The sequence below is a fragment of the Acinetobacter sp. 1124_18A genome (assembly GCF_052824995.1).
Genome location: NZ_VTDF01000013.1, coordinates 47,161 through 61,378 on the forward strand (window position 1 = coordinate 47,161; position 14,218 = coordinate 61,378).

At 39.0% G+C, this 14,218-nt stretch carries 12 protein-coding genes; 2 read left to right on the forward strand and 10 right to left on the reverse strand.

What is annotated here, in order from left to right; genetic code table 11:
• Positions 1-4 precede the first annotated feature (4 nt).
• Complete coding sequence (polA, locus tag FY048_RS18050; protein ID WP_446092044.1) at positions 5-2,776, reverse strand: DNA polymerase I; 2,772 nt, start codon at positions 2,774-2,776, stop codon at positions 5-7.
• A gap of 154 nt (positions 2,777-2,930) precedes the next feature.
• Between polA and FY048_RS18055 the strand changes: the two genes are divergently transcribed.
• Positions 2,931-5,735, forward strand: a complete 2,805-nt coding sequence (locus FY048_RS18055; RefSeq protein ID WP_446092045.1) for a DUF2339 domain-containing protein — start codon at positions 2,931-2,933, stop codon at positions 5,733-5,735.
• Here the strand turns inward: FY048_RS18055 and FY048_RS18060 are convergent.
• The gene (locus FY048_RS18060) at positions 5,725-6,642 is read right to left on the reverse strand and encodes a mechanosensitive ion channel family protein (protein WP_174743639.1); all 918 of its coding nucleotides are present in this window, start codon (positions 6,640-6,642) and stop codon (positions 5,725-5,727) included. The two genes, FY048_RS18055 and FY048_RS18060, sit on opposite strands and share 11 nt — an antisense overlap.
• 9 nt (positions 6,643-6,651) lie before the next feature.
• Positions 6,652-7,473 carry a hypothetical protein gene (locus FY048_RS18065; protein ID WP_016139202.1) on the reverse strand — a complete coding sequence of 274 codons (822 nt, stop codon included), beginning with the start codon at positions 7,471-7,473 and terminating at the stop codon, positions 6,652-6,654.
• A 96-nt stretch (positions 7,474-7,569) separates the two neighbouring features.
• Between FY048_RS18065 and gspE the strand changes: the two genes are divergently transcribed.
• Positions 7,570-9,060, forward strand: a complete 1,491-nt coding sequence (gene gspE / locus FY048_RS18070) for a type II secretion system ATPase GspE (protein ID WP_446092046.1) — start codon at positions 7,570-7,572, stop codon at positions 9,058-9,060.
• A gap of 57 nt (positions 9,061-9,117) precedes the next feature.
• Here the strand turns inward: gspE and FY048_RS18075 are convergent, their stop codons facing one another.
• From FY048_RS18075 to FY048_RS18105, 7 genes are all read right to left on the reverse strand, one after another.
• Complete coding sequence (locus FY048_RS18075) at positions 9,118-9,549, reverse strand: organic hydroperoxide resistance protein (RefSeq protein WP_104074951.1); 432 nt, start codon at positions 9,547-9,549, stop codon at positions 9,118-9,120.
• Between the two features lie 88 nt (positions 9,550-9,637).
• A complete protein-coding gene (locus tag FY048_RS18080; RefSeq protein ID WP_446092047.1) occupies positions 9,638-10,075 on the reverse strand; it encodes a MarR family winged helix-turn-helix transcriptional regulator in 438 nt (145 codons plus the stop codon).
• 165 nt (positions 10,076-10,240) lie between these two features.
• Positions 10,241-10,615 (reverse strand): DUF4951 domain-containing protein, encoded by a 375-nt coding sequence (locus tag FY048_RS18085; protein ID WP_446092048.1) that lies wholly within the window; start codon positions 10,613-10,615, stop codon positions 10,241-10,243.
• Between the two features lie 14 nt (positions 10,616-10,629).
• Positions 10,630-11,454 (reverse strand): carbon-nitrogen hydrolase family protein, encoded by an 825-nt coding sequence (locus FY048_RS18090; RefSeq protein ID WP_446092049.1) that lies wholly within the window; start codon positions 11,452-11,454, stop codon positions 10,630-10,632.
• Between the two features lie 26 nt (positions 11,455-11,480).
• Entirely contained in the window at positions 11,481-12,002 is a 522-nt protein-coding gene (gene gigB / locus FY048_RS18095; RefSeq protein WP_002117273.1) for an anti-anti-sigma factor GigB, read from the reverse strand.
• A gap of 102 nt (positions 12,003-12,104) precedes the next feature.
• Positions 12,105-13,073, reverse strand: a complete 969-nt coding sequence (gene gigA, locus FY048_RS18100) for an RsbU family protein phosphatase GigA (protein WP_202742693.1) — start codon at positions 13,071-13,073, stop codon at positions 12,105-12,107.
• A 109-nt stretch (positions 13,074-13,182) separates the two neighbouring features.
• Positions 13,183-13,986 carry an MlaA family lipoprotein gene (locus FY048_RS18105; protein ID WP_446092054.1) on the reverse strand — a complete coding sequence of 268 codons (804 nt, stop codon included), beginning with the start codon at positions 13,984-13,986 and terminating at the stop codon, positions 13,183-13,185.
• Positions 13,987-14,218 lie beyond the last annotated feature (232 nt).

Genomic DNA, 14,218 nt, shown 5'->3' on the forward strand with positions numbered 1-14,218 from the left:
TTAATTAATGGGCATCATCCCAGTTTAGCCCTTGTCCTACCTCAACCACTAAAGGCACGGAAATTTCTACTACTGATTCCATGACATTTGCAATTTGCTTAGAAAGCTCATCAGCAATGTTTTGATCTGCTTCAAAAACTAATTCATCGTGTACTTGAAGAAGTAACTTTGCTTGATTTTTTGGCAGCATTTTATCGACTTCAATCATGGCAATTTTAATAATATCAGCCGCACTACCTTGTAAAGGTGCATTGATGGCGGCACGTTCGGCAGCCTTACGCACCATCACATTTCGTGCATCAATATCAGGTGTATATAGACGACGGCCTAAAATAGTTTCAACAAAGCCTTGCTCTGATGCAACTTGACGTGTGCGTTGCATATATTCATAGATGCCAGGATAGCGTTGGAAATATTGCTTAATATAGTTTTGTGACTCTTGACGTGTGAAACCTAACTGACGAATCAAACCAAACTCAGACATACCATACAGTAGACCAAAGTTTACGGCCTTAGCTTGACGACGTTGATCATTGGTTACATCTTCAATTGCAATACCCAATACTTCTGCAGCAGTACGGCGGTGAACGTCTTGTCCGTGCTGGAATGCATGTACTAAAGCATCATCTTGAGAAAAATGAGCCATTAAACGAAGTTCAATTTGCGAGTAATCGGCAGCCAATAGAACTCGGCCTTCCGGCGCAATAAATGCTTTACGAATCTGACGGCCAATTTGTCTACGAATTGGAATATTTTGTAAGTTAGGATCAGAAGAGGAAAGGCGACCTGTCGCTGTGAGTGCTTGGTGATAGCTCGTATGTACACGATGGGTGTCGTTATGAGATTGCTCAACTAGACGGTCCGTATAGGTACTTTTTAGTTTTGCTAAACCACGATGCTCTAGAATAATTTCCGCTAAAGGATGTTCAATTTTTTCTAAAACACTTTCACTGGTGCTGTATTGTCCAGTTGCAGTTTTTTTACCGCCTTTGATTCCTAATTTATCAAATAGAATTTCGCCTACTTGTTTAGGTGAAGCAATATTAAAAGTTTCATCTGCAATTTCCATGGCCTTGTTTTCAAGACCTTCCATGGTTTTTGCAAATTCAACACTTAATTTATCTAAGAATGCATGATCTAAACGAATACCATCTTCTTCCATGCCTGACAAAATTCGGGCAACTGGCATTTCGATGTTATATAAAATATTTTCTAATTCAGGAAATGGCTTAAGTTTGTTTGAAAGTACTTCATACAAACGATAGGTCACATGCGCATCTTCTGCTGCATAGTGAGCAGCAACTTCAATTTCAATTTGATTAAAAGTTTTCTGCTTTACACCTTTGCCAGCAATTTGTTCAAAAGTCGTTGTTAAATGGCTTAGGTAGACACGAGCTACATCATCCATGCCATGACGAGTTGCTGCTGCATTTAGTACATACGATGCCAGCATACTATCGAAATACCAGCCTTTTAACTCAATTCCGTGGTTTGCAAAAATATGTGCATCATATTTAAGATGATGACCGATTTTTTTAACCGCTTCATTTTCTAATACAGGCTTAATTTGAGCCAGAATTTGTTCACGGTCCAGCTGCTGCGGTGCATTTTCATAATTATGCGCTAAAGGCACATAATAAGCGTCTTGTGCATCAAAGGCGATTGAGAAACCAACCATCTCGGCAATACGGTAATCAAGACTTGTAGTTTCTGTATCAATGGCAAAATGATCAGCATTTTGCATGCGTTGCAAGAGTTGATCCCATGCTTCTTGAGTTAAAACAGTATGATAATTTGCAGTTCCAAGCTGGTCATCTTGACTGGTTAGGCTTGCCTGATCTTCGGTTTCTATCAAGTCAGCTGGTTTAACTTCATCTTGAACGACTACTTGTGAAACTTGCTGTTTATAAGTAGAGCTGTTTGGATTATTTGGATGATCAAGCGACTGTAACTGATTTCTAAACTCAAGCTCAGTATATAAGTTGCGTAAAGCGTCAACATTTGGATCGATAAGCTTTAATTCGTGCCAGTCGAGCTCTAAAGGAAGATCACACACAATGCTAGCTAACTGATGATCAAGCTTAATATTGTCTAAATTATCTTTAATATTTTGACTAATTTTGCCTTTAAGCTGGTCTGCATTGGCAATGATATTTTCTAAAGTTCCATATTCAGCCAGTAACTTAGCTGCTGTTTTTGCACCTACGCCTGGGACACCCATAATACCGTCGGATGCATCACCCATTAGCGTTAAATAGTCGATAATCTGATTTGGCCAAACGCCAAATTTTTCAAATACACCGTCGGTGTCCATTACGCGATCTTTAAAGCTATCTTCAAGTTTGACATGATCATTGACAAGCTGAGCCATGTCTTTATCTCCAGTTGAGATAAGCACATGATGGCCTTCAAGCACAGCACGTTTAGCAAGTGTACCGATAATGTCATCTGCTTCTGCACCCGGAAGACTATATAAAGGAATCCCTTGAGCTTTAATCAATGCATGTAAATATGGAATTTGTTGAGCTAACTCTTCTGGCATACTTGGGCGGTCACCTTTATAGATTGGTGAAAGCTTATGACGGAAGGTTGGTTCGGGAGTGTCAAAAATGACTGCCATATGCGTCGGTTGCATACGACGCATAAGTTTTTGAATCGCAGAAATTGCTCCACGTATTGCATTGGTATGTAACCCTGTAGAGGTCGTCAATGGTGGTAATGCATGATATGCACGAAATAAAAAATACGACCCATCAACCAAGACAAATGGTGGCATTGAACAATTCCTTAATTTGAATTACGGGTATTTTACGTGAAAACGGCGATGAATGCAGGTTTATGATTTTTGCAGTATTTTGTATGTATAAATATACGCTTGTATTGGCTTAAAGTAAGATGACATGTAATGAAGGTGTCATATTGCTAAGCCCATGTATAAAAAAGACAAACAGGGAATGATCATTGTTTTGATCGCTTTGACTTTGTTTTTAGCCATTTCGATTGGTTTTAAATTCCAGAGTGCTGTTGCTGCTTTATCTATTGCACTCGTGGTAGTACTGGTTCAGTTATTATCAAATCTGCATCAGCGTCTGACTCATTTAGAACAACAGTTTTCTCAGCAGAAAAAGCCACTTTATTCTATTCATATGCAAACAATAGTGATTTATGCAGCCGCCTTGGTTGCATTAGTTGCTTATATGAATCACTGGATGTGGATTGCTGGCGGTGCATTACTGGTTTTATTACTATGTTTAGTCCAAACGATTAGTGCGTTCCATACTCGATTGTCGTATCTCGAGTCAGTAAAACAAACTGTTCATGTAAATGAGACTATACAAACAGAAGTTATAATTCCAGCGGTAGAGCAAGTTGACTCCAATAATACGGACAAGCTAATTCCTGTTGAAACATCAGTTTTAAATCAAGAAGAACAACCAGCCCATGTACAGAGTACATGGTGGCAACCAGCAGTCGACTGGATGGTTCATGGCAATCCAATTTTAAGAGTTGCTGTCGCTGTGCTGATGGTTGGGGTGGTGTTGTTATTGCGTTTCGCAAGTGAGCACTGGCAACTTAGTTTAGGTGTAAAACTTGGTTTCATTGCGATTGCCGGAGGTGTATTAATAGCATTTGGTTATAGCTTGCAAAAGAAAAATCAACTTTTTGCTGTGGCATTGCAAGGTGTCGGACTAGCTGTTGTATTCCTAACATTGGTGTTCTCGCATCATTTTGGTGTAATTGCCAACCTCACGACAGCAAGTATTCTGTTTACTGTTTTATTAGCAATCACCGTATTTTTAAGTTTAAAACAACAGGCAATTTATTTAGCGATTTTAGCACTTGGCATGGCCTATGCAGCACCACTAGTGATTCCGCAATATCGTCCAGATGTAGTCTTCCTATTTAGCTACTATTTGGTAATTAATTTAGCAGTTGCTGCTGTTAATTTTATTCAACCATGGAAAATCTTAAATCAGATTGCCTTCTTTGCCACGATGTTTATTGGCGGTAGCGCGATAGGTTTTTATGCAGAACCAGCAAAATTTGATACATTAGACTGGATTCTATGGCTACATATAGCCCTGTTTATTTGGCTTAGTGTGCGTTATAGCCAAAATATATCGCGAGTTTCAGCACGTGAACAACAAGAAGGCATTCGTTTACCTCCGCTCTTAGATGTTGGTCTTATTTTTAGTGTGCCTGTATTAGGCTTTACGCTACATGCCTATTTAGTCCATGAGTCTACTCAAGCGTTGACGATTGGTGCTGCTGTTTTGGCTGGTACTTATGCGGTATTAACTTTCTGGATCAAAAAGACACATCCTCAACTTTCAGTTCTGGCCAAAAGCTTTTTCATCCTCGCCGTTGCATTTTTTGCGTTAATTTTTCCACTCGCGAAAGGGGCGCATTGGACTGCGATTGGTTGGGTTGCTCAAGGTACGGCCCTCATTGTATGGGGAGTAACTGAGCGCTACCGTTTAAGCCGATATATTGGTGTAATTTTAGTTTTGCTCAGTTCAGTTGCATTGTTTTATCAATTTTGGGCGAATGCAGAGTTTCCAACCCTAAGCACAAGCATTTATGCAATTGCCCAATTCATTTCGGCCTTTTATTTATTGCAATACAACAGTAAAGAGCAACACTATTTTAGCGCCAGCATGTTTAGCGGTATTTTCTTGTGTTTAGGGATGTATGCAGGCGCTATAGCTGGTATAGAAATTTTGACATGGCAACATCACGGCTTAAGCCCATATTTGATGATTGCGATACTATTATTATCAATATTTAGTGTAGTGGTTCACTACAAACTAAGGGTCCAATGGCAGAGCCTACAGTTAGGTTTAATTGGCCTGTTATTGTTGTTAATTTTGGGTGAGGCCTTTACCAGTCAAGTATTCAGCATATTTAAATGGCCGAGTATGTTGCAGCAGGGTACTTTCCTCATTGCAGCAACGCTCCTTAGTGTTTTATTCATTATGGCTCAACCGCAGTCAGGTCAGTTTGGGTCTTTAAAGGTCTGGGCTGGTTTAAGTTGGCTTGCATTAGCAACGGTTGGTTTAGCAATATTTCCACAAATGCCACTTGTTGGTCTGGCTTTCGTTCCTGTGGTTTATTCGCTTTGGGCGTATAAAGCTCATAAAACGACATTGTTACATCAAATTCCAGTGTGGTGTTTAAGCTTACTTTGGTTGCTAGTAGTGAGCGTTGATCGGCATTCTGCAGAGTACCTTTACTTTGTTCCTTTGATTAATTTAACTGATTTCCTTTCAATTGTGGTATTTGCCGGCCTACTCTTTATTATTTATCAGCATGCTTTTGATCAAGATAAATCACTGGAGTGGACTTTTAAAATTACAACAATTCTAGTGGGGTTGTTGGTATTCAGTAGTGTGGTGGTCAGAGGCTTACACCATTACTGGGCGACACCACTCTGGAGTACTGCAATTTGGACAAATGGCTTGGTGCAGTTAAGTTTGACATTGCTTTGGGTAATCTTGGCATTCATTTTAACCACGTTCTCTAGCCGAAAAATGATTCGTCAATTGTGGTTTGTAGGTGCTGCACTCTTAGGAATTGTTGTATTAAAGCTGATTTTGCTCGATCTATCACAAAGTGCGACTTTAACTCGAGTCATTTCATTTATTGGAGCGGGTGGGGTAATGTTGATTATTGCTTATCTTGCGCCATTACCACCATCATCCGCTGTACAGAAAAATGAAGAGCCTAAGCTTTAGGCTCTCGATTTAATTCTTTTTGATTACTGTATTGATCGATATCATCTTCAGCAAAAACATTAGATGGTCGATCAATCAATCCCATTTTAGGAACAGGAATTTCAATTCGGTTATCTAAAAATCCATTTCGAATTCTTTCTTGCATTTCATCTCGAACTTTTAAAGAGTTCTCTTGTCGACACCACATTGTAAATAAAAGCTCAATTGATGATTCTCTGAATGCGGTCACTGTAACAGCAGGCTTTGGGTCATCTAATACAAGAGGATAATGAGCTGCTACGTTAAGTAGAACCTCGCGAACTTTAATGATGTCTTCATGGAAGTTAATTGCAAGTGTAATTGGAATACGCCGTATTGGGTATTTAGATAAGTTGTGTACGGGGGCACGAATGAGTTGTTCGTTTGGCAAACGAATATAGACATTGTCTAATGTAAGCAGCTTAACCGAAAGTAAATCAATCGAGATCACTTCACCTTCGATGGTATTGCCACGAATCAGGGTGATTTGAATGGTATCACCGACTTCAAATGAACCTTCGCCAATCAAAAATAAACCACTAATCAAGTTACTGGCAGATGTTTGTGAGGCGAAACCCAGCGCTACGGTTAAAATTCCTGCCGCGCCAAGAAATACACTGAGTTTAAAGCCAGCTTCTTTTAAACTCGTCATAATGAAGAGTAAGAAAATAAAGTAAAAAATACCGCGGCGCCATACTAGACGTTGATGAGCATTAAAACGTGAGCCAATGGTTCTAATAAACGTATTCGAAATAATACGGGCAAGAACAAAACCAATAAAACACAGCACAACACCGACTAAAATTTCACTAATACGTTCGGTATTGATATTTGTAAATATGCTTGTGAGGCTATCAGCGATATCCTTAGGAATACTTGTATCAGCCATATAAACCTCTTAAAAGAATGAATCAAACATATTGAATAATGCCCCACCGGGTGAACGTGGTGGGTGAACATAAGTCACTTCACCAGCAAGTGGTGGAGTACGATTTTCAATACGAATGCGTGCGGGACGATCAGAGCCTTCATAATAAACTTTAATTTGAGAAGTCCATAAACGACCAGTACTTTCACTATAAAAAAGAGGCAAAGCGGTAACGGGCACGTTCATGCGGTCAAAGCGCAATTGATGATTACTGGTGTTGTGAAAATCAATTGGAGTTACAGCACGAAAAGCACGTGGTGTTAACAAGTTCAAATCGGTACGCCCATCTACTGAAGTGGCATAACAAATTTCGCCTTGCTGAGCATTTGGGCCAAACCATGTGTCTTTTGGTTGAATTAGAGGAATCTCAAACAAAGGTTCATGCTGACTTTCGACTAAACCGGCAATCCATAATGGTGTACTAATATAAAGAGTTCCGCGTTGGCCCGCAGGAATGTAGATCGGGTCAACAGGTTTAATTACTACGGAGCGGTCTGCCAGACGTGGCATAAGTAGAAATTCCGGATTAGTTTTCCGAAACATGTAGCGTTCTACTTGAACAGTATGCGGAAAGGCAAAATTCGGATCTGCGATTGGGTGCCAATCTTGCTCATTATCGTCTTGAAGAGATGGGCGATAATATTCGATACGCCATTCTTTTATACCGCGCGTTAGACGAAAAAGCATTGAACCAAATTGCCATGCTTTAGACTGATTAATTTCAAAGCGCTGTTCTCCCCACCATTTTAAGGAATTCTGGGGGCGAGGCTGATATTCATTATTTTCAAACAAGACGTAAAATTCCTCTACCGAGTTGTTAAACAGACTTCACGCTGTAATCTGCTTAGAGTACACTCAAAATCATCTTACTCATCATTATAAATTGTGATGCAAATATTGAAACAAATACAAGTTCCATATAGTTTTGCCAAGCGTCATGGTGTTTTATTTCGTTATGACGGTGATCAAGTATTTATTATTAGACGTCAAAATACTGAAAAAATTGCATTGCAGGAAGCAAGACGAATTCTATGTAAGCCAGCTCACTACCAATTATGTACTGAACAAGAATTTAATACGCTCTTAAGTACGAGCTATGCTGGCGATACAGGGGAATCACAACAAGTTGCAGCAGGTTTAGAAGATCATCCTGATTTATTGAGTTTGGCCGATCAGGTTCCTGAGACAGAAGATTTGATGGACCAAGAAGACGATGCACCTATTGTTCGTCTTATTAATGCGCTACTTTCAGAAGCAATCCGAGTAGGAGCTTCTGATATTCATATTGAATCTTTCGAAAAGAAGTTATCTGTACGATTACGTGTAGATGGTCAATTACGTGAAGTTGTACAGCCGCGCCGTGAGTTGGCACCTTTACTTGTTTCACGTATTAAAGTTATGGCAAAACTCGATATTGCAGAAAAGCGTGTGCCGCAAGATGGGCGTATTTCTTTACGTCTTGCTGGTCGTGAAGTAGATGTCCGTGTTTCGACTTTACCATCTTCACATGGTGAAAGGGTTGTAATGCGTTTGCTCGACAAACAAGCTGGTCGTCTTAATATGATCCATTTGGGTCTAATGGCAAATGACTATGAGCGTTTAACTCAGTTAGTACATCGCCCCCATGGCATTATTTTAGTCACAGGTCCTACAGGTTCGGGGAAAACGACGACCTTGTATGCAGCCTTATCTGATCTAAATGATAATACGCGTAACATCTTGACAGCCGAAGATCCGATTGAATATCAACTTGAAGGCATTGGGCAGACACAAGTCAATACTAAAGTGGATATGACATTCGCTCGTGCTTTAAAGGCAATGTTGCGTCAAGATCCAGATGTGGTGATGGTTGGTGAGATTCGTGATTTGGAAACGGCTGAAATTGCGGTTCAAGCATCGTTAACGGGTCATTTGGTTTTATCAACACTACATACTAATACTGCTATTGGTGCGGTTACTCGACTTAAAGATATGGGAATTGAGCCTTTCTTACTATCGAGCTCTTTAATTGGGGTTGTGGCTCAACGTTTGGTTCGTACCTTATGTCAGCATTGTATGACATGGCGTGAAGCTGATACTTTCGAAAGACAGGTATTTCAGCATATTCATAATGAACCGTTATTGCAGTTACCTGAAGCCAAAGGATGCGATCATTGCTCACATTTAGGTTTCAATGGACGTACAGCCATTTATGAAATCGTGCCTGTTGATGAGCCTATGCGCCGTCTAATTCACGGCAATGCAGCTGAATTTGAATTAGAAAATCATGCTCGTCAGTACTCTGGTTCTATTCGCGATGATGGTTTACGTAAGGTGCTTTCAGGTAGAACTACACTTGAAGAAGTGCTTCGAGTAACCAATGAAGCAAGTGAAGTATAATTTGTAAGATGTAAAAAATGCCCGATAAGATTCGGGCATTTTTTAAACTTAAAAAAATTACTCAGTCACAATATTAAGAGTTACATCAATATTGTTGCGAGTTGCATTTGAATATGGACAAACAATATGAGCTGCTGCAACTAATTTTTCAGCTTCTTCACGGTCCATGCCAACCAAGTAAACATTTAAAGTTACTTCGATACTAAAACCTGTAGGAATTGGACCAATACCTACTTCGCCTTCTACATAAGCATCTTTGCTAATATTAAATTTATCGCGGTTTGCAACAAATTTTAAAGCTCCTAAAAAGCATGCTGAATAGCCAGCTGCAAATAATTGCTCAGGGTTTGTTACGGCACCACCAGCGCCACCCATTTCTTTAGGTACACCAAGTTGTACATCTAATACACCGTCAGATGAAGTTGCACGGCCATCACGACCACCGGTTGCTTTAGCTTTTGCACGATAAACAACTTTTTCTAATGACATCGTTTTTATTCCTAAAATAAATTGAATACAAATATATCGTACACGACTTAATTCTTTTGACAAGTAAATTTTTTGAAAAAATTGCTGTTTATTTGACTAGGTTTGTGCGGAGTTTAGTAAGTTGATCTTTCAGGCCCAGTAGCGTTGTCATATCACATGAACTTGCTTCTAGTACGCCTGCTGGAATATCCAATGCTTGATCTTTTAATTTTTTTCCTTCATCACTAAGTGTAATAATCACTTGTCTCTCGTCTTGAGTTGAGCGGGTACGATGAAGCAAATGCAGCGCTTCTAACTTTTTCAAGATAGGAGTGAGGGTGGATGATTCTAAAAAAAGTTTAGCTCCAATTTCTGAAACAGTCACTTCATCCTGTTCCCATAAAACTAACATCACTAAATATTGGGGGTAGGTAAGCCCCAAAGGCGAGAGAAGTTTTCTGTAGAGTTGATTAAGCGCTAAATTTGTTGAATAAATGAGGAAACACAATTGATTCTCAAGCTTTAAGTTTTGACAGTCTTGGTCCATATATTCCTCAGAGAAACTCATATTGCTTTTGTAGTATATCGCGTTCTATTCAGTTTCTTAAATGTTCATAAGAATAGGTTATGAAGAAAGTAAATTAAGAGACATAAAAAATGGAATAATTAATCCAATTATTCCATAAGATAAAAATATTTTAGATAAAATTATCTACCACAGATCTGCAATTTTTTTCATTAAACGCGCACGATATTTGGCAGTAGGATTATTTGCATTGCGTTGTTGCTCTTGTTCATAAAAATCTTGCCATGCAGTAATCATTTCAAGCGTTGTTCCTTGTTTTTTAATCATAGAAACATCTGCTGGCTGAATATTTTCTAAACGTTGTCTTGCGCCTTCTGCGCCAGTGCCCCATCCAATTATTCTCTGGCCAAATGCAGGCAAAGGAATATCTTTAGGAGTGGAGGGAAGAATATCAGATTTGAGCTGTGCTGTTGGTGAAACGAAATGATTCGCTGTACCAAACTCAGCATAACAATGAATATTTGCCCCCAAGCAAAAAAAGCTAAATAAGTATTTCCACATGAATAATTAAACTTTTAATAGTGAATTAATTTACGGTGTGTCATTAGAGGCATTGAAGAGCGGACGAGATCTTGTGCTGTTAAATCAAAGGGTACAGTAATTAAACCGCTCCCTTCATTTTCAATCATACTTAAAATTTGACCACGACTATCTGTTGCCCCAGAGTGTCCCCAGGTTTGTCGTTTTTCACCATGCCAGCCCTGTTGTGCTGCACCTAAAACATAACATTGGCTATCCATTGCCCGAGCTTGTAGCAAAAGCTGCCAGTGCATTTGTCCAGTTGTGTAGGTAAATGCAGCAGGGGCTGTAAGAATATGAGCGCCTTGTTGTCTCAGTGTTAGAGCAAGCTCTGGAAAACGCAAGTCATAACATACCATTAAGCCAATATTGCCAAAAGGGGTAGATGTGACTACTACGTCTGTTCCTGGTTCAAAGAAACGAGACTCCTGATAACCACCGACAGCATCACCAACTTGTACATCAAATAAATGGATCTTGTCATAACGCGCTTCTGTACGCTCAGGGCTAATACAGAGGCTAACGGTTCGGACGCGACCATCTTGAATAATAGATCCATCTGGACGGAATGGGCAGGGTAAGGTGCCAGCCACAATCCAGATTTGATATTGATGTGCTAGTTTTTCAAGCCTTTGTTGAATAGATTCAAATTGCTCAGCGGTTTCACGTTGTTTTCCAGCAGCAAAACATACAAAGTTTTCGGGGAAAACAATCAAACTGGCATTTTGCGCCTTGCTCTGTTGAATCAAAGACTCAATGACTTGAAAGTTATTTTCAATATCATCTTGAGAGTTCATTTGAGCAACAGAAACGAGGGTCATATTCTAGTCCGGCTTAATGGTGAAAATCAGGCATTTTGCTTGTCCGATACCTGTTCAAGCGTATCTTGTTCTTTCTGTAATTGCTTCACAAGGGGCTCAAACATATTCTGATTGTTTGCATTGAGTTTCATCAATGTCTTATGTGCATCCAGAACAGTTCTTAGCATTGCATTATGAGTGATTTGTTCATCTGTTAACGTTAACGTGCAAACATTAGGATCACCACAATAATTCAAAATAACAAAAACCTGCCCTAGCCCCATACTGTTGGCTAAGGTTGTGATATCTGGATTGGTAGATAGCATCACAGCTTGAATATGATGAGTCTGTTTAAGCTTTAAACCTAGCTTAGCTAGAATGCCTAATACAGTACTATCAATAAATGTTGTTTGGGTTAAATCAACGATTGCACCTACAACATTTTCTTGCTGTTCAATTCTGTTTAAAAGTTTGTCTAGACTTATACAAGAATGGGCTCGCACTTCACCAATAAGTTTGAAAATATGCGTTCCATTTAAACTTGCATATTCAACATGACCTGTTGACATATAAATGCCATTTTCAGAGAAGGATAGAAAAATTATCACATAGTGCCATCTCAGACTCAAGAGTCCTTAAGTCGTATATTATGTAATTAATTGATTCGTAAATTAATTCATTCGACAAAGACTAAAGATGGCAATATCGTCAGCCACATGATCGGGTGCTTGAAATGATTGATTTTGCAAATGATGGACCAATTGTTGGAACTGATCGTTTAAACCGCCATCAAAAGGTTCGAGGGCTCCGTCCGAGCAAACAATGAAACGAGCATGGCGATTTAATGTACAAATATGCTCTTCAACTTCGAGCTCGTCAGTTAAACCTAGTGGGAAACTACTCGTTGTTAGAATTTTAGGTGCCTGATTGGGTTCAAAAATGATAGGAGGTGGATAGTGCCCAGCACTTGACCAGCGAAGCGTATGCGTTTCAAGGTTTAAAATACCCACCACAATCGTAATGTGCTTTTCAATATTCTCTTGAACTAACATTCCGTTTAATTTTTTTATTAATTGTCTTGGAGTTTTAGATCGACCATGAAAAGCTGCCATCCATGATGTTAATAAACTACTTGTTACACCATGACCTGAAACATCAGCAAGATAAAATAGAACTTCTTTGTCATTTAATTTCCAATAGTCGTACCAATCACCGGAAAGATAAGCTGAAGGCTGAAAGAAAGTTTCGACTTCATAATTTAATAAATCAATTGGATTGGGTAATAATCGTTTTTGCAGTTCGGCAGCCGAAGGTAAATCACGACTGTCTTGATTACGCTTATATTGAGCATCAATTCTTGATAGTGCTTTATTTAAATCGCTCGGTAACTGATTCCATACCCAACCTGCAAGAGCGCCTGCTTCCCAAGCATGAGCTAAAGCGGCACCTTCGTGCTCAAAAGCAATGACCACAGTGGGTAAATTCCACTTATAAGTCAGGAAATCTTGTACATCAGCAATTGCAATGATGGTTGGATCATATAAATCTAAATCATCTATGTTAATGACTTGTAAGCCTGGCAACTTATCCAAAGCTTGCTCTAAATAAGGCATAGAGCGTGTCGGTTTAATAAAATACATAGAAGATATGGTAGTCCTTTTATATGATCACTTTATTCATCATAGAGTATGTATGATCAAAATCAAGGTATTGCCGAACTCTCAATCCAAGCAATACCTTTATTTCATCTTAAGGGTTTTGATTCTCATCTGTTGTATCTTGTGAATCATCATCAATGAAAGACACATCAGCTGAATCGCCCTTTTTCTCAGCAATCTGGAAGGCTTTACGCTGGAGATATAAGTCTCGAATCATAGCGTATTGATCACCTTGTAAGGTTTGATCTAAATCTAAATATTGAGCACGTGTATCAACAGCCTGTAATAGATTACTTGACCAATAAAGACCTTCTTGATCATCCATAACATATTTCTGTGGACGAGCTTGGGCATCTACTGCTAAACCTAAACCATCACGTAAGGTACTTGGACCAAAAAAAGGCAACATAAGGAATGGACCAGAAGGAACACCATAGTAACCAAGAGTTACACCAAAATTCTCTTCCTCAGTTGGTAAGCCTAAGCGGCTTGCAGGGTCCGCCAAACCAAGAGTAGTTAAGGTGTTAATCGTAAATCGACCTAAAGTTTTTGCTGCACGACTTGGGCGACCTTGAATAAGCTGATTGACAGCATTCCATGGTTCACCAAGATTTTTACGGAACTGGCGATAAGAGCCACGTACATCTTCTGGGGTCTTTTCTCTATATTGAACTGCAACAGGACGCAAGAAATTGCGATCCAACATATCATTAAAAGAATAAATTGGACGGTTCAATGACTGCAAAGGATCTTTAACTAAATCTGGTTGTGCTGCATTTGCATTAATTTTTAAATCTTTAACTTTAATATTTTTTAAATCTTTAATAATTTGTGAACGGGGATGGTTTGGCCCTGTTTCTTCTAATGAACTAGCATTAGCAGATTCACTTGTCATGTTTTCTTGAGCGTATATAGAAGTGCAAACACCTACAGATAACATACTTAGTAAAATTAAATTAGAATAATTCATATAATTCCTTAACCGCCAGCCAGGCTAATACTTAATGTGCAGTTGGATGGAGATATGCTTTAATACAAAATCGATAACCTATTATCAATGTAAAATTGATCAAATAATATAGATAAAATGCTAAAGAGGCTAAAAAATAAGCATGCGATAATATTAA

Bases quoted from the DNA above. Each gene is read 5' to 3' on its own strand.
- polA (WP_446092044.1), bottom strand. From the start codon at position 2,776: ATGCCACCATTTGTCTTGGTTGATGGGTCGTATTTTTTATTTCGTGCA.
- FY048_RS18055 (WP_446092045.1), top strand. From the start codon at position 2,931: ATGTATAAAAAAGACAAACAGGGAATGATCATTGTTTTGATCGCTTTG.
- FY048_RS18060 (WP_174743639.1), bottom strand. From the start codon at position 6,642: ATGGCTGATACAAGTATTCCTAAGGATATCGCTGATAGCCTCACAAGC.
- gspE (WP_446092046.1), top strand. From the start codon at position 7,570: ATGCAAATATTGAAACAAATACAAGTTCCATATAGTTTTGCCAAGCGT.
- FY048_RS18075 (WP_104074951.1), bottom strand. From the start codon at position 9,549: ATGTCATTAGAAAAAGTTGTTTATCGTGCAAAAGCTAAAGCAACCGGT.
- FY048_RS18080 (WP_446092047.1), bottom strand. From the start codon at position 10,075: ATGGACCAAGACTGTCAAAACTTAAAGCTTGAGAATCAATTGTGTTTC.
- FY048_RS18085 (WP_446092048.1), bottom strand. From the start codon at position 10,615: ATGTGGAAATACTTATTTAGCTTTTTTTGCTTGGGGGCAAATATTCAT.
- FY048_RS18090 (WP_446092049.1), bottom strand. From the start codon at position 11,454: ATGACCCTCGTTTCTGTTGCTCAAATGAACTCTCAAGATGATATTGAA.
- gigB (WP_002117273.1), bottom strand. From the start codon at position 12,002: ATGTCAACAGGTCATGTTGAATATGCAAGTTTAAATGGAACGCATATT.
- gigA (WP_202742693.1), bottom strand. From the start codon at position 13,073: ATGTATTTTATTAAACCGACACGCTCTATGCCTTATTTAGAGCAAGCT.
- FY048_RS18105 (WP_446092054.1), bottom strand. From the start codon at position 13,986: ATGACAAGTGAATCTGCTAATGCTAGTTCATTAGAAGAAACAGGGCCA.